The organism is Pseudomonas sp. TREG-RG-20F-10-E-6-01 (genome assembly GCF_022662455.1).
Classification (GTDB): Bacteria; Pseudomonadota; Gammaproteobacteria; order Pseudomonadales; family Pseudomonadaceae; genus Aquipseudomonas.
In genome coordinates, this window is the sequence record NZ_JAKNQP010000002.1 from 291,143 (window position 1) to 310,158 (window position 19,016).

The window sequence follows — 19,016 nt, forward strand, 5'->3', positions numbered from 1 at the left end:
ACGCAAATTTATTGGTCGCCTGGAAGTTATCCATCGCCTTGCACATCGATACCTTGCCGTTGGGCACAGGATCTACGCCATCCCATCGCTTGCCGTCGGCAGACAGCTCATGCAGCTGGATTGAACAGTCGGCGTAAATGCTCGCCTGCACCCTGTAATCCGTCCCAGGCCGCGGCGCAAATGTCAGGCGGCACCTATCGAGTGCGCCCGGTGTACCGAGGTGTCCGCATCGCAGGCAAGCCAGCTCCCACAGGAAAGCCAGCCCGCAACGTCGGACAGGTGCAGCACCCTACGTCAGCTTTTGTGCAACTTACTCATCAATTGCGCTTCAGCCTGGGTCAAGCCACACGACTGCGTCAGCTCATCCACGGTCGCGCCCATGCCCACCAGCTTCGCCGCCTGGGCGAACGACAGGCTCGAAGGGTCGCGTTGTTCGATCTGCGCCAGCTTGTCCGGCAGCGGCCCGAGAATCGCGCGCAGTTCATGCACCTCGTCCCCGACCTTTACCGCAGTCTGCTGGAAGTGATCCACGCGCTTGACCAGGTCAAGAATGCGCCGGTCACGCACGGCATCGCGCTCGGCCTGTTGCTGGGCCAATTCGCGTTGCTGGCGCATATAGCGCAGCAGGAACGCCACGGTCCCGGCCCACAACAGGGCCAGGACAATCACCGCCGCTTCAAAAAACAATCAGATGTTCTCCAGGTCCTGCCATTCTTCTTCGCTCATCATCTTGTCCAGCTCAACCAGAATCAGCAGTTCGCCGTTCTTGTTGCACACGCCCTGGATGAACTTGGCCGATTCTTCGTTGCCCACGTTCGGCGCGGTTTCCACTTCCGATTGGCGCAGGTAAACCACTTCGGCCACGCTGTCGACCATGATCCCGACCACCTGCTTGTCGGCTTCGATGATGACGATACGCGTGTTGTCGTTAACCTCGGTCGGCACCAGGCCAAAACGCTGGCGGGTGTCGATCACGGTCACCACGTTGCCGCGCAGGTTGATGATGCCCAGCACGTAGCTCGGCGCACCCGGTACCGGCGCGATCTCGGTGTAGCGCAACACTTCCTGCACGCGCATCACGTTGATGCCGTAGGACTCGTTGTCCAGTTTGAAGGTTACCCATTGCAGGATTGGATCATCGACCAAACCTTGTGCGGATGCTGACTTGTTCATTCCTCGGACCCCTTCAAATACCGTTTTCACGGCGTATGTACTTCGCTGACCGCACTTGCATGCGGGCCTTATTGTTCAATCAACTGCGTTTGTTCTGTGGCATCGCTTTTACCGCGCCGCTGGCGATCAACTCAGCCAGCTCGGCGACATCGAGCAACGCGCACATGTGTTCAATCACGGTGCCGGCCAACCACGGCCGTTGGCCCCGGTGGCTGCGCCATTTGATTTCATTGGGGTCCAGGCGCAACGAGCGGCTGACTTGATGCACCGCCAGCCCCCACTCGTAGCCCTGAACCGAAATCACGTACTGCAAACCCTGGCGGAAGTCATCGCGGTAACGGTCGGGCATGACCCAGCGTGCGGTGTCCAGCACCTTGAGGTTGCCGGCCTGGCTTGGCAGGATGCCGAGAAACCACTCCGGTTGCCCGAACAGCGGCGTCAGCTCCTGACCTTCCAGCGAATAGATCGAGCCCAGGCACACCAGCGGCACCGCCAGGGTCAACCCGGCGACGTCGAACAACAGGCATTCGAACGGCTCGGCGGCCCACGCCGGGCGACCATCCGCGGTGACTGGCGGCGGCGTGATGCTCGGCGGCAGGTGGACTTCCACCACCGGCTCGACCACCACGGGCGCCACGACCGTCGGCGCAATCGGCGCTATCGGCTCAACCACCGGCACGAGGTGCGCATCGCGGGCTTGTTCTTCGAGCACTGCCAACTGGAACTCATCCAGCGTGCTTTCGGCCTCTACAACCGGTTCAAGCAGCAGAATCGGTTCCGGCAGCTCCTCTTCGGTCGACTCCTGCAGCAGGGCATCCAGGTAGGATTCCAGCGCCAGTTGCGGCCGGGTCTTGAATTCAACGGGACGGTTCATCACGCCACCTGCGCCACAAGCTGTTGCGACAGCAAATGCTTGAGCAACGCGCGGTACGCCAGTACGCCACGGCTTTTGCCATCGAACTGCGAAGGCGTCAGGCCTGCGCGGCTGGCGTCACGCAGGCGCGTGTCGACCGGGATGTAGCCATTCCAGATGGTGTCCGGGTAGGCATCGCGCAATACCCGCAAGGTGCCAAGGGACGCCTGGGTACGACGGTCGAACAACGTCGGCACGATGCTGAACGGCAGCGCCTGCTTGCGCGAACGGTTAATCATCGCCAGCGTGCTGACCATGCGCTCCAGACCTTTGACCGCCAGGTGCTCGGTCTGCACCGGGATCACCAACTGCTGGCTGGCCGCCAAGGCGTTGACCATCAGCACGCCCAGCAGCGGCGGGCTGTCGATGATCGCGTAGTCGAAGTCCTGCCACAGCTGCGCCAGGGTCTTGGCGATCACCAGGCCCAAACCGCTCTGCCCCGGCGACTGACGCTCCAGGGTCGCCAGCGCAGTGCTGGAGGGCAGCAGGGAAATGCTTTCGTTACTGGTGGGCAGCAGCAATTGCCCCGGCAAGTCGGCAGGCACGCTGCCTTTGTGCAGGAACAGGTCGTAGCAGCTGTGTTCCAGCGCATCCGGGTCGTAGCCGAAATAGCTGGTCATCGAGCCATGCGGGTCGAGGTCGACCACGACCACACGCTTGCCCGCCTCGGCCAGCAAGCCGGCTAAAGCGATGGAGGTGGTGGTCTTGCCGACTCCACCCTTTTGATTGGCAACTGCCCAGACTCTCATTCGGTTGGTTCCTCCCGGCAGGCGATGGCGCGACCGAGACATTGCATAAGTTATTGAGCCGGTGACGGAGAATTGACGGCGTTCTGACGAACCGACGGCTTAACGGTTGGCGTAGCAGTTTGTGTGCCAGCCCGCTTCAGTGCCGCATCCGGTGTTGCATTGGCCGTGCCGGTGCCGGTCAGGCTGCGGCGTACATCCAGGTTGCGCGACACCACCAGCACCACGCGACGGTTGCGCGCGCGGCCTTCGGCGGTGGCGTTATTGGCCACCGGCTGGAATTCGCCGTAGCCCACCGACGCCAGCCGACCAGGGTTCACGCCCTGCATTGCGAGCATGCGCACGATGCTTGCGGCGCGCGCCGACGACAGTTCCCAGTTGGTCGGATACTGCGCAGTCGCAATCGGGAAATTGTCGGTAAAGCCTTCCACGTGGATCGGGTTTTCAAACGGTTTGAGGATCGCCGCCACCTTGTCGATGATGGTGAACGCCTGATCGCTCGGCATCGCATCGGCGCTGGCGAACAGCAGGCTGGAGTTCAGTTCGATTTCCACCCACAACTCGTTGCCGCGCACAGTCATCTGGTTGGATTTGATCAGGTCGCCAAACGCAGCGCTGATGTCATCGGCAATGCTTTTGAGCGGGTCGCTGGTGCCACCGATGCCGGCGGCGGTTTCGTCGCTGTCGTTGACCAGCGGCTTGGCCGGGGTCACGGTCTTGGGCCGCTCTTCGCCAATGGGGATCGGCTTGAGGGCACGGTCGGCGTCGTTGAACACGCCGATCAGCGCCTGGGAAATGACTTTGTACTTGCCTTCGTTGATCGACGAGATGGAGTACATCACCACAAAAAACGCGAACAGCAAGGTAATGAAGTCGGCGTAGGACACCAGCCAGCGTTCATGGTTGACGTGCTCTTCAGGCTCGCGGCGGCGACGGCTCACAAACTCCCTCCTACACAAAGCATGCCCATCAATCCATGAAGCCCTGGAGCTTCAATTCGATGGAGCGCGGGTTTTCACCCTCGGCAATCGACAAGATGCCTTCCAGCAACATTTCGCGGTAACGCGACTGGCGCATGGCAATCGACTTGAGCTTGCTCGCCACCGGCAGCAACACCAGGTTGGCACTCGCCACGCCGTAGATGGTGGCGACAAACGCCACGGCAATGCCGCTGCCCAGCTGCGACGGGTCGGCCAGGTTGCCCATCACGTGGATCAAGCCCATCACCGCACCGATGATGCCGATGGTCGGCGCGTAGCCGCCCATGCTTTCAAAGACTTTGGCGGCGTTGATGTCGCGGCTTTCCTGGGTGTAGAAATCCACCTCGAGGATGCTGCGGATCGCCTCCGGTTCGGCGCCGTCCACCAGCAATTGCAGGCCTTTGCGCGCGTAGCTGTCGGGCTCGGCATCGGCCACGCCTTCCAGGCCCAGCAGGCCTTCCTTGCGGGCGGTGAGGCTCCAGTTGACCACGCGGTCGATGCCGCCTGGCAGGTCGACGCGTGGCGGGAAAATGATCCACACCAGAATCTGCATGGCGCGCTTGAACGAACTCAGGGGCGATTGCAGCAACGCGGCGCCCACGGTGCCGCCGATTACGATCAGTGCCGCCGGGCCGTTGGCCAAGGCGCCAAGGTGGCCGCCTTCAAGGTAGTTGCCGCCGATAATCGCGACAAACGCCATGGTGATGCCAATCAGGCTCAAGACATCCATCAGAGGCAGGCCTCCACCAGATGCTTGCCGATGTCGTCCAGGCTGTAGACAGCGTCGGCCAGGTCAGCCTTGACGATGGCCATGGGCATGCCATAGATCACGCAGCTGGCTTCGTCCTGGGCCCAAATGGCGCTGCCGCCCTGCTTGAGCAGGCGCGCGCCTTCACGGCCGTCGGCGCCCATGCCGGTGAGCACCACCGCCAGAACTTTGTCGCCGTAGGACTTGGCCGCCGAACCGAAGGTGATGTCCACGCACGGCTTGTAGTTGAGGCGCTCGTCGCCCGGCAGGATTTTGATCGCGCCACGGCCATCGACCATCATCTGCTTGCCGCCCGGGGCCAGCAGCGCCAGGCCAGGACGCAGGATGTCGCCATCCTCGGCTTCCTTGACGCTGATGCGGCACAGCTTGTCCAGGCGCTCGGCGAACGCTTTGGTAAAGGCCGCGGGCATGTGCTGGATCAGCACAATCGGCGCAGGGAAGTTGGCCGGCAGTTGGGTCAATACCCGCTGCAAGGCCACCGGGCCGCCGGTAGAGGTGCCGATAGCGACAAGCTTGTAGGCTTTGCGCTTGGGCGCAGGCGAATGCGCGCTCGGAGCAGCGGCGCGTACCGGCGCCGCCGCAGGACGTGCCACGGGCGCAGGTGCCGGGCGCGCAAACGACGACGTCGGCGCAGCAGGCGCTGCCACCGGGGCCGGCGCCGGCGCACTGGACAGGCTGCGACGGTTACTGCGCGAAATGCTGTGCACCTTCTCGCACAGCATCTGCTTGACCTTCTCGGGGTTGCGCGAGATGTCTTCGAAATTCTTCGGCAGGAAGTCCACGGCACCCGCGTCCAGCGCATCCAGGGTGACCCGGGCGCCTTCGTGCGTGAGCGAGGAGAACATCAACACCGGAGTCGGGCAGCGCTGCATGATGTGCCGAACAGCCGTGATGCCATCCATCATCGGCATCTCGTAGTCCATGGTGATCACGTCCGGCTTCAACGCAATGGCTTGATCAATCGCTTCTTTGCCGTTGGTGGCCGTGCCGACCACCTGGATCGTTGGATCGGCGGAAAGAATTTCCGAGACGCGGCGGCGGAAGAAACCCGAATCGTCCACCACCAGGACCTTGACTGCCATAAACACTCCGTTAGGCGGGGCGGGCATTACCGCCCAAGCCCCACCAGAATCAAATACGCCGTGCGGCGTAACGCTTGAGCATGCTCGGAACATCGAGAATCAGCGCGATCCGACCGTCACCGGTGATGGTCGCACCCGACATGCCCGGGGTTCCCTGCAGCATTTTGCCCAACGGCTTGATGACCACTTCTTCCTGGCCAACCAGTTGATCGACCACAAAGCCGATACGCTGGGTGCCCACGGACAAGATCACCACATGGCCTTCGCGCTGCTCTTCATGCTTGGCCGAAGCCACCAGCCAGCGCTTGAGGTAGAACAGGGGCAACGCCTTGTCGCGCACGATCACCACTTCCTGGCCGTCCACCACGTTGGTGCGCGACAGGTCGAGGTGGAAGATCTCGTTGACGTTGACCAGCGGGAAGGCGAACGCCTGGTTGCCCAGCATCACCATCAGGGTCGGCATGATCGCCAGGGTCAACGGCACCTTGATGACGATTTTCGAGCCTTGGCCCTTGGTCGAGTAAATGTTGATCGAGCCATTGAGCTGGCTGATCTTGGTCTTCACCACGTCCATACCCACGCCACGGCCAGACACGTCGGAAATCTCGGTCTTGGTCGAGAAGCCCGGGGCGAAGATCAGGTTGTAGCACTCGGTGTCGGTCAGGCGGTCGGCGGCGTCCTTGTCCATCACGCCACGCTTGACCGCGATATTGCGCAGAATCGTCGGGTCCATGCCTTTGCCGTCATCGGTGATCGACAGCAGGATATGGTCGCCTTCTTGCTCGGCCGCCAGGATCACCTTGCCGTTGCGGGACTTGCCCGAGGCTTCGCGTTCTTCCGGGGTTTCGACGCCGTGGTCGACGGCGTTGCGCACCAAGTGGACCAGCGGGTCGGCCAGGGCCTCGACCAGGTTTTTGTCGAGGTCGGTTTCTTCACCCACCAGTTCCAGGTTGATTTCTTTCTTGAGCTGGCGCGCCAGGTCGCGAACCAGGCGCGGGAAGCGACCGAAGACTTTCTTGATCGGCTGCATCCGCGTTTTCATCACGGCGGTCTGCAAGTCAGCGGTGACCACGTCGAGGTTCGACACGGCCTTCTGCATGGCTTCATCACCGCTGTTCAGGCCCAGGCGCACCAGACGGTTACGCACCAGCACCAGTTCGCCGACCATGTTCATGATGTCGTCCAGGCGTGCGGTATCAACCCGTACGGTGGTTTCGGCTTCACTGGCAGGCTTCTCGGCCACCGGCGCCGCACCAGCCCGTGCAGGCGCCGGGGCGGCTGGAGCGGGTTTGGCGGCGGCCGGTGCGGCGGCTTTGGCTGGCGCGGGTTTCGCCGCTACCGGGGTGGCGGTCGCCGCGGCGGCCGGGGCCACTTCGGTGAACTTGCCTTTGCCGTGCAATTCATCCAGCAAGGCTTCGAATTCGTGATCGGAGATCAGCCCGTCGCCAGCCGGCTCTGCCGGTTCTGCCGTGGCGGCAGGCGCGGCGGCGGTGGCGGCGACTTCCGGCAAGGCTTCGGCCGCAAAGGTGCCTTTGCCATGCAACTGGTCGAGCAACGCTTCGAATTCGTCGTCGGTAATGTCGGTGTTGGCAGACGCCGCCGGGGCCTGCGGCGCAGCGGCAGGTGCCACGGCGTCGGCGGCGAACTGGCCTTTGCCATGCAATTGGTCGAGCAGCGATTCGAACTCGGCGTCGGTAATGTCTTCGCTGGTCGGCGCTGCAGGCGCAGTGGGCGCTTGCGGTGCTTCAGCTTCGGCTTTCACCGCACTGAGGGAGTTGAGCAACTGCTCGAACTCGCTGTCGGTCACATCCGGCTCAGCCTCGACAACCGGCTCAGGCGCCGCTGCCACAGGTGCCGCCGACGTGGCCGGTTCTGCCAGGCGTGCCAGGGCGGCCAGCAGTTCCGGCGTGGCCGCAGTGATCGGTGCACGTTCGCGCACTTCGCTGAACATGCCGTTGACCGCATCCAGTGCTTCGAGAATCACGTCCATCAGTTCCGAGTCGACGTGCCGCTCACCCTTGCGCAGGATGTCGAACACGTTCTCGGCGATGTGACAGCACTCCACCAGCTCATGGAGCTGGAGGAAGCCGGCGCCCCCTTTTACAGTGTGAAAACCGCGAAAAATTGCATTGAGCAGGTTCGCATCATCCGGTCGGCTTTCCAGCTCGACCAGTTGCTCGGACAGTTGCTCTAAAATTTCGCCGGCCTCTACAAGGAAATCCTGAAGGATTTCTTCATCGGCGCCGAAGCTCATGTGGGTGCTCCTTAGAAGCCTAAACTGGATAACAGGTCATCTACGTCATCCTGACCTGACATAACGTCTTCACGTTTATCGGCATGAATCTGCGGACCTTCACCCTTGGCGAGATGTTTTTTTGGATCTTTTTCCGAGAGGATCGCTTCGCGGTCATGTTCGATACCGGCAAAACGGTCTACCTGGCCGGCCATGAGCACCAGTTTGAGCAGGTTGCTTTCCACTTCGGTGACCAATTGGGTCACGCGCTTGATCACCTGACCGGTGAGGTCCTGGTAATCCTGGGCCAGCAGAATGTCATTGAGGTTGCTGGAAACCGTGCGGTTTTCCTGCTCGCTGCGTGACAGAAAAGCGTCAACCCGACGCGCCAATTCACGAAACTCTTCAGCCCCCACTTCACGACGCATGAAGCGGCCCCAGTCAACGCTGAGCGCCTGAGCGTCGGTGGCCATGCCATTGACCAGCGGCGTGGCGTTTTCCACCAGGTCCATGGTGCGGTTGGCAGCCGCCTCAGTCAGCCTGACCACATAGGACAGGCGTTCGGTGGCATCGGTGATTTGCGAAATTTCTTCGGCCTGGGGCATGTGCGGGTCAATCTGAAAATTGACGATCGCACTGTGCAGCTCGCGCGTGAGCTTGCCCACTTCCTGATACAGGCCGCGGTCACGGGTCTGGTTAAGCTCATGGATCAACTGCACCGCGTCGCCGAAGTGGCCTTTTTCAAGGCTTTCGACCAACTGGTGAGCATGCTTTTTCAGGGTCGACTCAAAGTCTCCCTGCGACGTTTCTTTATGCTCCATAGCGCCCCCGTGGCAGCATCAATGACCGATGCGTTCGAAGATTTTTTCAATCTTCTCTTTCAAGGCCAGTGCAGTGAATGGCTTGACCACGTAGCCGTTTACCCCGGCTTGGGCGGCTTCGATGATCTGTTCACGCTTGGCTTCGGCGGTCACCATCAACACAGGCAGGCTGCGCAGTTTTTCATCGGCGCGCACGTGACGCAGCAGGTCGATACCGGTCATGCCCGGCATGTTCCAGTCGGTTACCAGAAAGTCGATGCTCCCGCTGTTGAGGATCGGAATCGCCGTAATGCCGTCATCCGCCTCGACCGTGTTGGTGAACCCAAGGTCACGCAACAGGTTTTTTATGATCCGCCGCATCGTTGAGAAGTCATCAACGATGAGGATTTTCATGTTCTTGTCCAATTCGACCTCCAAGCAGTCTTAAACGCGCCCAGCACCTGGACGCGCCATTTCAATCAACAGGCGTTACACAAAAAGGACTGCCCAGGGCACCACGGTACGAACCCGCGAAGGCATGAAGCCTTCGCGGTAGCGTCTGCAGTGTCCCCACACTGCCTGTCAGCGCGCGCGCCACTCTCCCAATCGCCCCCGCAAGCGGGCTGCGCACTGGCTGTGCAACTGGCTGACACGCGATTCGCTGACCCCCAGGACCTCACCGATTTCCTTGAGGTTCAGCTCTTCGTCGTAGTACAGCGCCAACACCAGTCGCTCACGCTCCGGCAAATTGGCAATCGCTTCCGCCAGCGCGCCCTGGAAACGTTCGTCCTCCAGGTCGCGTGACGGTTCGAGATGAGCACTCGCGCCGTCCTCGTGCAGCCCTTCGTGTTCGCCGTCCTGCAACAGGTCGTCGAAACTGAACAGGCGGCTGCCCAAGGTATCGTTCAAAATCCCGTAGTAATCGTCGAGACTCAATTGGAGTTCGGCCGCAACTTCATGATCTTTAGCGTCACGACCGGTTTTTGCTTCAATTGCGCGAATTGCGTCACTGACCATTCGCGTGTTGCGGTGTACCGAGCGCGGCGCCCAATCCCCTTTACGCACCTCATCGAGCATCGCGCCACGGATACGGATACCCGCATACGTCTCGAAACTCGCGCCTTTGCTCGCGTCGTATTTGGTCGACACTTCGAGCAGACCGATCATGCCGGCCTGGATCAGGTCTTCGACCTGTACGCTGGCCGGCAGGCGTGCCAGCAAGTGATAGGCAATGCGCTTGACCAGGGGCGCATAGCGCTCGATCAATTCGCCCTGGCTGTCACGCGCCGACTTTTTGTAAAGGTTGTAGCCGCTGGATGTCATAGCACAGGTCCCGCGCTCGTCTGATGCACCAATCGCTCGACGAAAAACTCCAGATGCCCCCGAGGGTTGGCGGGCAACGGCCAAGTATCGACCTTCTGGGCAATAGCCTTGAACGCCAGTGCGCACTTCGAACGAGGGAACGCTTCGTAGACCGCACGCTGCTTTTGCACAGCCTTGCGTACACACTCGTCATAGGGAACTGCGCCTACGTATTGTAAGGCGACATCCAGGAAGCGATCCGTGACCTTGGTCAACTTGGCGAACAGGTTGCGTCCTTCCTGCGGGCTTTGGGCCATGTTGGCCAGCACGCGGAAGCGGTTCATGCCGTAGTCACGGTTAAGCAGTTTGATCAGGGCGTAGGCGTCGGTGATCGAGGTGGGTTCGTCGCAGACCACCAGCAGCACTTCCTGGGCGGCGCGCACGAAGCTGACCACGGACTCGCCGATGCCGGCGGCGGTGTCGATCACCAGCACGTCGAGGTTGTCGCCGATATCGCTGAACGCCTGGATCAGGCCGGCGTGCTGCGCCGGGCTCAGGTGCACCATACTCTGGGTGCCCGAGGCGGCCGGCACGATGCGAATGCCACCGGGGCCTTGCAGCAGCACATCGCGCAGCTCGCAGCGGCCCTCGATCACATCGGCAAGGGTGTGTTTGGGTGTCAGCCCCAGCAGAACGTCGACGTTCGCCAGGCCCAGGTCAGCATCCAGCAGCATGACGCGACGGCCAAGCTCTGCCAGGGCCAGGGACAAATTCACTGACACGTTAGTTTTCCCGACGCCACCTTTGCCGCCGGTCACCGCGATCACCTGTACGGGATGCATGCTGCCCATTTTATTTCTTTACCTTGTCTTGCTTAGACGCAGGCTACATGGCTTGGCCGCGTGAATCGCTTGCAGACCATCGATGTAGATACATTTCATGGTGTTCATCCTGGCCTTAACCGACCCGCTTGGCGGGGTTGTGGTAAAGGTCGGCGAACATATCGGCCATCGCTTCCTCGCTAGGCTCTTCTTGCATTTGCACGCTGACGGCACGGCTGACCAACTGATGACGGCGCGGCAGATGGAGATCATCCGGGATCCGCGGCCCGTCGGTCAGGTAGGCGACCGGTAATTCATGACTGATGGCCAGGCTCAGCACTTCACCCAGGCTCGCGGTTTCATCGAGCTTGGTGAGGATGCAACCGGCCAGGCCGCAACGCTTGTAGCTGTGATATGCAGCGGTAAGAACCTGTTTCTGGCTGGTGGTTGCAAGCACCAGGTAATTTTTTGACTTGATGCCACGCCCGGCCAGGCTTTCGAGCTGCATGCGCAGCGCCGGGTCACTGGCTTGCAGGCCAGCGGTGTCGATCAGCACCACGCGCTTGCGCAGCAGCGGGTCGAGGGCGTTGGCCAGCGACTGGCCCGGGTCAACGTGGGTCACCGTCACATTGAGGATGCGGCCCAGGGTCTTGAGCTGCTCCTGGGCGCCAATGCGGTAGCTGTCCATGCTCACCAGCGCGATATTCTGCGCGCCGTACTTGAGCACATAACGCGCTGCCAGTTTGGCCAGGGTGGTGGTCTTGCCCATGCCGGCTGGGCCGACCATGGCAATCACACCGCCCTCTTCCAGGGGTTCGATTTCCGGGGTGACGATCATGCGTGCCAAGTGCGCCAGCAACATGCGCCAGGCCTGGCGTGGTTCTTCAACTTCGGCGGTCAGCGCCAGCAGGTCGCGGGACAACGGGCCAGACAGGCCGATGCGTTGCAGGCGACGCCACAGGTTGGCTTGTTGCGGTTTGCTGCCTTGCAACTGGTTCCACGCCAGCGAGCCCAACTGCACTTCGAGCAGCTCACGCAGGCCGTTGAGCTCAAAGCGCATCGAGTCGAACACGCGCTGGTCAACTGCGGCAGCCGGGGCCGGCGCTGCAGGACGTGGCGGTTCTTTGAATGTCGGTTCAACCAGCGGCTCGGCAGCGGTCAGCGGCAGGCCGGCGAACAACTGGCGGTTGGTGCTGGCATCGCTGTCGCCACGCATGCTCAATTCAGCCTGGGCCGAGACAATCCGCGAGGCCGTCTTGCGCAGCTCGTCTTCGAGCTCCATGTTCGGCACACGCGGCGCCAGCGCCGAGGGGGTGTAATCCAGGGCAGCCGTCAGCTCGACACCGCCGGCAATACGACGGTTTCCGATAATCGCGGCATCGGCGCCCAGCTCATCACGTACCAGTTTCATGGCCTGACGCATATCGGCGGCGAAAAAACGCTTAACTTGCATAACCCACTACCTCAGCCGTTGGGCCCTACTGTCGCGACAATAGTCACTTGCTTGTTGTCAGGAATTTCCTGATAAGCCAAAACGTGCAAATTCGGCACTGCCAGACGTCCAAACCGCGACAACATCGCGCGGACCGGGCCCGCCACCAGCAGAATTACCGGGTGACCCGCCATTTCCTGGCGCTGCGCGGCCTCAATCAAAGAACGCTGCAGTTTTTCCGCCATGCTTGGCTCCAGCAGAACGCCCTCTTCCTGGCCTTGTCCCGCCTTCTGAATACTATTGAGCAATATTTGTTCCAACCTTGGCTCCAAGGTGATCACAGGCAGCTCAGACTCAATCCCTACAATGCTTTGCACGATTGCACGGGACAATCCGACCCGCACCGCCGCCACCAGCGCGGCGGTATCTTGACTCTTGGCGGCGTTGTTCGCGATGGCCTCGGCGATGCTGCGAATGTCGCGCACCGGCACCTGTTCGGCGAGCAAGGCCTGCAACACCTTGAGCAATTGCGACAGCGAGAGCACGCCCGGCACCAGTTCTTCGGCCAGTTTTGGCGAGGCCTTGGCCAGCAAACCCATCAATTGCTGGACTTCCTCGTGGCCGATCAGCTCGTGGGAGTGCTTGTACAGGATCTGATTGAGGTGCGTGGCGACCACCGTACTGGCGTCTACCACGGTGTAACCCAGCGATTGCGCCTGGCTGCGCTGGCTGACTTCGATCCACACCGCTTCCAGGCCAAAAGCCGGATCTTTGGCGGTTATGCCGTTGAGCGTGCCGAACACCTGGCCGGGGTTGATCGCCAGTTCGCGGTCGGGGTAAATCTCGGCTTCGGCGAGGATCACGCCCATCAGGGTCAGGCGGTAGGCGCTGGGGGCCAGGTCGAGGTTGTCGCGGATGTGCACGGTCGGCATCAGGAAGCCCAGGTCCTGGGACAGCTTCTTGCGCACGCCCTTGATCCGCGCCAGCAATTGGCCGCCCTGGTTGCGGTCCACCAGCGGAATCAGGCGGTAGCCGACTTCCAGGCCGATCATGTCGATCGGGGTCACGTCATCCCAGCCAAGCTCCTTGGTTTCCTGGGCACGAGCCGGCGACGGCAGCAGGTCCTGCTGGCGGGCGATTTCCTGCTGGGCCAGGACCTTGACCTGGTTTTGCTTGCGCCAGAACAGGTACGCACCGCCGGCGGCCATGGCCGCCATGCTCAGGAACGAGATGTGCGGCATGCCCGGCACGATGCCCATGATCGCCATGATGCCGGCGGCCACGGCCAGCGCCTTGGGCGAGGCAAACATCTGGCGGCTGATCTGCTTGCCCATGTCTTCGGAGCCCGAAGCACGGGTCACCATGATCGCGGCGGCTGTGGATAACAACAGTGATGGCAATTGCGCCACTAAACCGTCACCGATGGTCAGCAAGGCGTAGACCTTGCCCGCATCGCCGAAGGTCATGCCGTGCTGGAAGATACCAACCGCCATGCCGCCGATCAGGTTGATGAACAGAATCAACAGGCCGGCGATGGCGTCACCGCGCACGAACTTGCTCGCACCGTCCATGGAACCGTAGAACTCGGCTTCCTGGGCCACTTCCAGACGGCGGGCCTTGGCCTGGCCCTGGTCGATCAGGCCGGCGTTGAGGTCGGCGTCGATCGCCATTTGTTTGCCGGGCATGGCGTCGAGGGTAAAGCGCGCGCTCACCTCGGAGATCCGCCCGGCGCCCTTGGTCACCACCACGAAGTTGATGATCATCAGGATCGCGAACACCACGATACCGACCACGTAGTTACCGCCGATCACCACTTCACCGAACGCCTGGATCACCTTACCGGCGGCGGCGTGGCCGTCCTGGCCGTGGAGCATCACCACCCGCGTGGACGCCACGTTCAGCGCCAGGCGCAGCAGGGTCGCGATCAGCAGGATGGTGGGGAATACCGCGAAATCCAGCGGCCGCAGGGCGTACACGCAGACCAGCAGCACGACGACGGACAGGGCAATGTTGAAGGTAAAAAACACGTCGAGCAGGAACGGCGGCATCGGCAACATCATCATTGCCAGCATCACCAGCAACAACAACGGCACACCCAGGTTGCCCCGCGACAGATCAGTCAGGGTGCCACGGGCCGTGTTGAGCATTTGAGAGCGATCTACCACCGGTATTCCTCGTGTTCCTTGAAGCAAAGTTTTGACGCTGAAGCGCGTCCTGGAGGCGGTATTGCAAGAAGCCTTCCAACTTTTGCATTGAGGCTCAGATCACCGAACAAACGACCGCGCCTACCGGGTGTAAATCGGTTCAACTGTGGGAGCGGGCTTGCTCGCGAAGGCGGTGTGTCAGTCAGCGATAGTCCAGCTGAACCACCGCTTTCGCGAGCAAGCCCGCTCCCACAGTTGGATCTGTGTGCCTCTGCTGCTAACGAGGCAATTCCGACAATATTTGGGGTTGCCCCTGCGATTTCGCTTTTGGTCTGGAAGGGTCACAACGAGAAGGCGCGCCGGGTATTGCGCAGTTGAATGAGGTCGGACGGTTAAGGGCCGAGCGCGTGCTGGACTGCACTGCTCGCCCCTGCGCTCTTGCGCAGGGGCGAGCAATAAACTGCCTAGAGAACTTCGACCTTTTCGGCCTGTGGCCCTTTCGCGCCCTGAGCGACGTCGAACTTTACTTTTTTACCTTCTTCAAGGGTCTTGAACCCTTCACTGACGATGGCTGAAAAGTGAACGAACACGTCAGACCCGCCCCCATCCTGAGTAATGAAACCAAACCCCTTCTCCGCGTTAAACCACTTCACTGTGCCTGTTGCCATTGCCGCTCTCCTTACATCGGGTTCCATGACCCGCACGGGTCGCTAGATAATCTTGATATGCGACGCGAAGATGCCCTTGGGCCGATGGATCCTCGCGAATTGCACGCGCAGGCCCGTTTTCAACCAAACCCCGCACGAACTTTTGAGATCCACCTGCACCGGCTCATCGCCGCCATCCAGTGCAATCAAGCCTTCCCCGGTTTTCCGGCTATAGGATTTGATCGTGCCCGTTACCGCTTCCATTACCGCTCCCTCTGCATCTCTACGACGACCTGTGTGCAGTGTGCTGCCATGGAACCGCGAGCAGGCGGCGCTGGCTACTGTCAGAGTTGACAGGTAGACAGGGGTTAACGACGAGTGGTAGCGGACGGGCCGGCGCAAGTACCGTGGCGAGCAGAAGATTTTGTGGCGAGCGGGCTTGCCCCGCGCTGGGCTGCGAAGCGGCCCTAAAACCGAACGCTGCGGTGGGTCTGAGAGAACGCGGTGGGCCTATTGGGGCTGCTGCGCAGCCCAACGCGGGGCAAGCCCGCTCACCACAAGAACCAGCTCGCGACCAATTCAGGATCAGGAATCGCGGCGCAAATCCGGCGGAATCGGCAGATCCTTGAGCGGCTCAGGCCGCTTGCCCTTGCCCGCGCGGTATTGGCGGATCTGATAGACATAGGCCAACACCTGCGCCACGGCCAGGTACAAGCCCGCCGGGATTTCCTGGTCGAGGTCGGTGGAGTAGAAGATCGACCGCGCCAACTCCGGCGACTCCAGCAACAGAATGTCGTTGGCCACGGCGATTTCGCGGATTTTCAGCGCGGTAAAGTCGCTGCCCTTGGCCAACAGCATCGGCGCGCCGCCCTTCTCCGGGTCGTACTTGAGGGCCACGGCGTAGTGAGTCGGGTTGGTGATGACCACGTCGGCATCCGGCACTGCCGCCATCATCTTGCGCTGGGACATTTCGCGCTGCAGCTGGCGAATGCGCTGCTTGACCTCGGGGCGACCTTCCTGGTCTTTGTGCTCGTCGCGCACTTCCTGCTTGGTCATCAGCAGCTTCTTGTGGCTTTCCCACAGCTGGATCGGCGCATCCACGGCGGCGATGATGATCAACCCGCAGGCCATCCACAGCGCGCTCCAGCCCACCACCTGCACGCTGTGGATGATCGCCGACTCCAGCGGCTCATGGGCGATGCGCAGCAAGTCGTCGATGTCGGACGACAACACCGTCAGCGCCACAAACAGGATCAGGATGAACTTCGCCAACGCCTTGAGCAGTTCCACCAGCGCCTTGCTGGAAAACATACGCTTGAGCCCAGCCGCGGGGTTCATCCGGCTGAACTTGGGCGCCATGCTGCCAGCGGCAAACAGCCAGCCGCCCAGGGACACCGGGCCGATCAACGCGGCCAGCAACAAGGTGATAAGCACCGGCTGCACCGCCAGGATCGCGATTTTGCCCGAGTGCAGCAGGTACTGGCCCATGGCGCCGGGGCTGAGCAGCACTTCGCGCGGCAGCGAGAAGTTGAGTTTCATCAACTCCATCATGTCCAGCGCCAGACCGCCGCCGTAAATCAGCAGGCCACCGGCGCCGGCCAGCATGACGGCGAGGGTATTGAGTTCTTTGGAGCGGGCAATCTCACCCTTTTCCCTGGAATCCTTTTTGCGTTTGTCCGTGGGGTCTTCTGTTTTGTCCTGACCACTCTCGCTCTCGGCCATGGCTCAACGCGCCCGTGCCAGATCACGTAAGAACTGCAAGGCGTCGGTCGCCAGCGGTTGATACTGATTGAGAATGTCGGCCATGCCGATCCAGAAAATCCCCATGCCCAACACCAGGGTCAGCGGGAAACCAATCGAGAAAATGTTCAGTTGCGGCGCCGCGCGCGTCATCACGCCGAACGCGATATTGACCACCAGCAGCGCGGTGATCGCCGGCAACACCAGCAACAGCGACGCGCCCAACACCCAGCTCAGGCGCCCCACCAGTTCCCAGAAGTGACTGACCACCAACCCCGAGCCCACCGGCAAGGTGGTGAAGCTTTCGGTCATGACCTCAAACACCACCAGGTGGCCGTTCATGGCCAGAAACAGCAAGGTCACCAGCATGGTCAGGAATTGCCCGATCACCGCCACCGACACGCCGTTGGTGGGGTCGACCATGGACGCAAAGCCCATGCCCATCTGGATCGAAATGATTTGCCCGGCGATCACAAACGCCTGGAAGAACAATGTCAGCGAAAAGCCCAGCAGCGCGCCAATCAATATTTGCTCGGCGATCAGCAGCAAGGCACTCAGGTCCAGCGCGTTCACCGGCGGCATCGGCGGCAGGCCGGGCACGATCACGACGGTAATGGCAAAGGCGAAATACAGGCGGATACGCCGCGGAACCAGGGTGGTGCCGAACACCGGCATGGTCATCAGCACCGCCGTGACGCGGAACATCGGCAAGATGAAAGACGCCACCCAGGTGCTGATCTGGGTGTCGGTCAGTGCCAGCACAGATTGCATGGGGTCAGCCGATCAACTGCGGAATACTGCCGTACAGCTGCAGGATGTATTCCATGAAAGTTTGCACCAGCCACGGGCCGGCGACGATCAAGGTGATTAGCATCACCAGCAACCGCGGGAGGAAGCTCAAGGTCTGTTCGTTGATCTGCGTCGCCGCCTGGAACATCGCCACCAGCAGGCCGACCAACAGGCTCGGCACCACCAGCACGGCAACCATCATGGTGGTCAGCCACAGCGCTTCACGGAACAGGTCGACCGCTACTTCTGGGGTCATGGCGCTACACTCCGCCGAAACTGCTGGCCAGCGTGCCGATAATCAGCGCCCAGCCGTCCACCAGCACAAACAGCATGATCTTGAACGGCAACGAAATAATCAGTGGCGAGAGCATCATCATGCCCATGGCCATCAGCACGCTCGCCACCACCAGGTCGATGATCAGGAACGGGATGAAGATCATGAAGCCGATCTGGAACGCGGTCTTCAATTCGGAGGTGACGAAGGCTGGTACCAGAATGGTCAGCGGCGCCTGATCGGGCGTGGCGATGTCGGTGCGCTTGGACAAGCGCATGAACAGCTCAAGGTCGCTGGAGCGGGTTTGCGACAGCATGAAGTCCTTGATCGGGCCCTGGGCCTTGTCGATCGCATCCTGGGCACTGAGTTTTTCCGCCAGATAGGGTTGCAGGGCTTGCTGGTTCACCTTGTCGAACACCGGCGCCATGATGAACAGCGTCAAGAACAGCGCCATGCCGGTGAGGATCTGGTTCGACGGCGTCTGCTGCAGGCCCAGGGCCTGACGCAAAATCGAAAAGACGATGATGATCCGCGTAAAGCTGGTCATCAGCATGACAAACGCCGGGATAAAACTCAGCGCGGTCATGATCAGCAGGATCTGCAGGCTGACCGAGTATTCCTGGGCGCCGGCGGCGTTGGTGCCCAGCGTGATCGCCGGGATCGACAACGGGTCGGCCGCAAACGCCAGCGGCGCGGCCAGCAACAGCATGAGCGTCAATAAAACGCGCATTACTTCTTATCCTTCTGATCCTTGCCCAGCAACTCCATCAGGCGCTGGGCGAATTCTGGCGTGGCGGCCTCGGTCCTGGCCACTTCCACCGGCGACTTGAGCACATGCAGCGGGGTGATACGGCCGGGCGTGATGCCGAGCAGAATCTGCTCTTCGCCGACTTGCACCAGCACCAGACGATCACGCGGGCCGAGGGCGCGCGAGCCGATCATCTCGATGACCTGGCCATTGCCCGGGCCGATGCGCTGCACGCGGCGCATCAACCAGGCCAGCACGAAAATCAGACCGACCACCAGCAACAGGCCCAGCACCAGCTGGGTCAATTGCCCGCCGATGCCGCTGCTGACCACGGGCGCCGCAGCCGCCGCTTGCGCAACCGGCTCAGCCGCCAGGGCGCTCAATGGCAGCGCCAGAAACAGTCCCGCCATCGAATACTTCATA

At 61.4% G+C, this 19,016-nt stretch carries 21 protein-coding genes; all 21 read right to left on the reverse strand.

The window, feature by feature from the left end:
* Positions 1–294 precede the first annotated feature (294 nt).
* The 21 genes from L8K08_RS07715 to fliO all read right to left on the reverse strand — a co-directional run bounded on the left by L8K08_RS07715 (position 295) and on the right by fliO (position 19,015).
* Entirely contained in the window at positions 295–687 is a 393-nt protein-coding gene (locus tag L8K08_RS07715; protein ID WP_145158849.1) for a DUF2802 domain-containing protein, read from the reverse strand.
* Positions 688–1,173, reverse strand: a complete 486-nt coding sequence (locus L8K08_RS07720) for a chemotaxis protein CheW (protein WP_106576477.1) — start codon at positions 1,171–1,173, stop codon at positions 688–690. It abuts the gene before it with no gap.
* A gap of 79 nt (positions 1,174–1,252) precedes the next feature.
* Positions 1,253–2,047 (reverse strand): CheW domain-containing protein, encoded by a 795-nt coding sequence (locus L8K08_RS07725; protein ID WP_242195603.1) that lies wholly within the window; start codon positions 2,045–2,047, stop codon positions 1,253–1,255.
* On the reverse strand, positions 2,047–2,835 hold the full coding sequence (locus tag L8K08_RS07730; protein ID WP_014719332.1) for a ParA family protein: 789 nt from the start codon (positions 2,833–2,835) through the stop codon (positions 2,047–2,049). The genes L8K08_RS07725 and L8K08_RS07730 overlap by 1 nt, the downstream gene beginning before the upstream one ends.
* A 50-nt stretch (positions 2,836–2,885) precedes the next feature.
* Positions 2,886–3,773 carry a flagellar motor protein MotD gene (gene motD / locus L8K08_RS07735; RefSeq protein WP_242195606.1) on the reverse strand — a complete coding sequence of 296 codons (888 nt, stop codon included), beginning with the start codon at positions 3,771–3,773 and terminating at the stop codon, positions 2,886–2,888.
* 28 nt (positions 3,774–3,801) lie between these two features.
* Positions 3,802–4,542, reverse strand: coding sequence for a flagellar motor protein (locus L8K08_RS07740; RefSeq protein ID WP_005790033.1), 741 nt, complete (start codon positions 4,540–4,542; stop codon positions 3,802–3,804).
* Positions 4,542–5,663, reverse strand: coding sequence for a chemotaxis response regulator protein-glutamate methylesterase (locus tag L8K08_RS07745; protein WP_242195611.1), 1,122 nt, complete (start codon positions 5,661–5,663; stop codon positions 4,542–4,544). Before L8K08_RS07745 ends, L8K08_RS07740 begins: the two co-directional genes overlap by 1 nt.
* Positions 5,664–5,712: 49 nt before the next feature.
* Complete coding sequence (locus tag L8K08_RS07750; RefSeq protein WP_242195614.1) at positions 5,713–7,917, reverse strand: chemotaxis protein CheA; 2,205 nt, start codon at positions 7,915–7,917, stop codon at positions 5,713–5,715.
* Positions 7,918–7,928: 11 nt separating this feature from the next.
* The gene (locus L8K08_RS07755; protein ID WP_145158861.1) at positions 7,929–8,717 is read right to left on the reverse strand and encodes a protein phosphatase CheZ; all 789 of its coding nucleotides are present in this window, start codon (positions 8,715–8,717) and stop codon (positions 7,929–7,931) included.
* 18 nt (positions 8,718–8,735) lie between these two features.
* The gene (locus L8K08_RS07760; RefSeq protein ID WP_005790040.1) at positions 8,736–9,110 is read right to left on the reverse strand and encodes a chemotaxis response regulator CheY; all 375 of its coding nucleotides are present in this window, start codon (positions 9,108–9,110) and stop codon (positions 8,736–8,738) included.
* Between the two features lie 168 nt (positions 9,111–9,278).
* A complete protein-coding gene (fliA, locus tag L8K08_RS07765) occupies positions 9,279–10,019 on the reverse strand; it encodes an RNA polymerase sigma factor FliA (RefSeq protein WP_016973417.1) in 741 nt (246 codons plus the stop codon).
* Positions 10,016–10,849, reverse strand: a complete 834-nt coding sequence (gene fleN / locus L8K08_RS07770; RefSeq protein WP_003192912.1) for a flagellar synthesis regulator FleN — start codon at positions 10,847–10,849, stop codon at positions 10,016–10,018. Before fleN ends, fliA begins: the two co-directional genes overlap by 4 nt.
* A gap of 106 nt (positions 10,850–10,955) precedes the next feature.
* A complete protein-coding gene (gene flhF / locus L8K08_RS07775; protein ID WP_106576470.1) occupies positions 10,956–12,272 on the reverse strand; it encodes a flagellar biosynthesis protein FlhF in 1,317 nt (438 codons plus the stop codon).
* An 11-nt stretch (positions 12,273–12,283) separates the two neighbouring features.
* Entirely contained in the window at positions 12,284–14,398 is a 2,115-nt protein-coding gene (gene flhA / locus L8K08_RS07780) for a flagellar biosynthesis protein FlhA (protein WP_197629768.1), read from the reverse strand.
* 461 nt (positions 14,399–14,859) lie between these two features.
* A complete protein-coding gene (locus tag L8K08_RS07785; RefSeq protein ID WP_145158863.1) occupies positions 14,860–15,063 on the reverse strand; it encodes a cold-shock protein in 204 nt (67 codons plus the stop codon).
* A 42-nt stretch (positions 15,064–15,105) separates the two neighbouring features.
* Positions 15,106–15,306: a cold shock domain-containing protein gene (locus L8K08_RS07790; RefSeq protein WP_145158865.1), complete on the reverse strand. Its 201-nt coding sequence runs from the start codon at positions 15,304–15,306 to the stop codon at positions 15,106–15,108.
* A 321-nt stretch (positions 15,307–15,627) separates the two neighbouring features.
* A complete protein-coding gene (flhB, locus tag L8K08_RS07795; RefSeq protein ID WP_145158867.1) occupies positions 15,628–16,764 on the reverse strand; it encodes a flagellar biosynthesis protein FlhB in 1,137 nt (378 codons plus the stop codon).
* A 3-nt stretch (positions 16,765–16,767) separates the two neighbouring features.
* On the reverse strand, positions 16,768–17,553 hold the full coding sequence (gene fliR / locus L8K08_RS07800; RefSeq protein ID WP_064453451.1) for a flagellar biosynthetic protein FliR: 786 nt from the start codon (positions 17,551–17,553) through the stop codon (positions 16,768–16,770).
* A 4-nt stretch (positions 17,554–17,557) separates the two neighbouring features.
* A complete protein-coding gene (gene fliQ, locus L8K08_RS07805) occupies positions 17,558–17,827 on the reverse strand; it encodes a flagellar biosynthesis protein FliQ (RefSeq protein WP_003214552.1) in 270 nt (89 codons plus the stop codon).
* A 4-nt stretch (positions 17,828–17,831) separates the two neighbouring features.
* Complete coding sequence (gene fliP, locus L8K08_RS07810; protein ID WP_106576465.1) at positions 17,832–18,575, reverse strand: flagellar type III secretion system pore protein FliP; 744 nt, start codon at positions 18,573–18,575, stop codon at positions 17,832–17,834.
* Entirely contained in the window at positions 18,575–19,015 is a 441-nt protein-coding gene (fliO, locus tag L8K08_RS07815) for a flagellar biosynthetic protein FliO (protein ID WP_064453452.1), read from the reverse strand. Before fliO ends, fliP begins: the two co-directional genes overlap by 1 nt.
* Between the last annotated feature and the right edge of the window lies 1 nt (position 19,016).

What these genes read in the sequence shown, in the direction of transcription:
- L8K08_RS07720 (WP_106576477.1), bottom strand. Translation starts at nt 1,173, where the DNA reads ATGAACAAGTCAGCATCCGCACAAGGTTTGGTCGATGATCCAATCCTG.
- L8K08_RS07725 (WP_242195603.1), bottom strand. Translation starts at nt 2,047, where the DNA reads ATGAACCGTCCCGTTGAATTCAAGACCCGGCCGCAACTGGCGCTGGAA.
- L8K08_RS07730 (WP_014719332.1), bottom strand. Translation starts at nt 2,835, where the DNA reads ATGAGAGTCTGGGCAGTTGCCAATCAAAAGGGTGGAGTCGGCAAGACC.
- L8K08_RS07740 (WP_005790033.1), bottom strand. Translation starts at nt 4,542, where the DNA reads ATGGATGTCTTGAGCCTGATTGGCATCACCATGGCGTTTGTCGCGATT.
- L8K08_RS07745 (WP_242195611.1), bottom strand. Translation starts at nt 5,663, where the DNA reads ATGGCAGTCAAGGTCCTGGTGGTGGACGATTCGGGTTTCTTCCGCCGC.
- L8K08_RS07750 (WP_242195614.1), bottom strand. Translation starts at nt 7,917, where the DNA reads ATGAGCTTCGGCGCCGATGAAGAAATCCTTCAGGATTTCCTTGTAGAG.
- L8K08_RS07755 (WP_145158861.1), bottom strand. Translation starts at nt 8,717, where the DNA reads ATGGAGCATAAAGAAACGTCGCAGGGAGACTTTGAGTCGACCCTGAAA.
- L8K08_RS07760 (WP_005790040.1), bottom strand. Translation starts at nt 9,110, where the DNA reads ATGAAAATCCTCATCGTTGATGACTTCTCAACGATGCGGCGGATCATA.
- fliA (WP_016973417.1), bottom strand. Translation starts at nt 10,019, where the DNA reads ATGACATCCAGCGGCTACAACCTTTACAAAAAGTCGGCGCGTGACAGC.
- fleN (WP_003192912.1), bottom strand. Translation starts at nt 10,849, where the DNA reads ATGGGCAGCATGCATCCCGTACAGGTGATCGCGGTGACCGGCGGCAAA.
- flhF (WP_106576470.1), bottom strand. Translation starts at nt 12,272, where the DNA reads ATGCAAGTTAAGCGTTTTTTCGCCGCCGATATGCGTCAGGCCATGAAA.
- flhA (WP_197629768.1), bottom strand. Translation starts at nt 14,398, where the DNA reads ATGCTCAACACGGCCCGTGGCACCCTGACTGATCTGTCGCGGGGCAAC.
- L8K08_RS07785 (WP_145158863.1), bottom strand. Translation starts at nt 15,063, where the DNA reads ATGGCAACAGGCACAGTGAAGTGGTTTAACGCGGAGAAGGGGTTTGGT.
- L8K08_RS07790 (WP_145158865.1), bottom strand. Translation starts at nt 15,306, where the DNA reads ATGGAAGCGGTAACGGGCACGATCAAATCCTATAGCCGGAAAACCGGG.
- flhB (WP_145158867.1), bottom strand. Translation starts at nt 16,764, where the DNA reads ATGGCCGAGAGCGAGAGTGGTCAGGACAAAACAGAAGACCCCACGGAC.
- fliR (WP_064453451.1), bottom strand. Translation starts at nt 17,553, where the DNA reads ATGCAATCTGTGCTGGCACTGACCGACACCCAGATCAGCACCTGGGTG.
- fliQ (WP_003214552.1), bottom strand. Translation starts at nt 17,827, where the DNA reads ATGACCCCAGAAGTAGCGGTCGACCTGTTCCGTGAAGCGCTGTGGCTG.
- fliP (WP_106576465.1), bottom strand. Translation starts at nt 18,575, where the DNA reads ATGCGCGTTTTATTGACGCTCATGCTGTTGCTGGCCGCGCCGCTGGCG.
- fliO (WP_064453452.1), bottom strand. Translation starts at nt 19,015, where the DNA reads ATGAAGTATTCGATGGCGGGACTGTTTCTGGCGCTGCCATTGAGCGCC.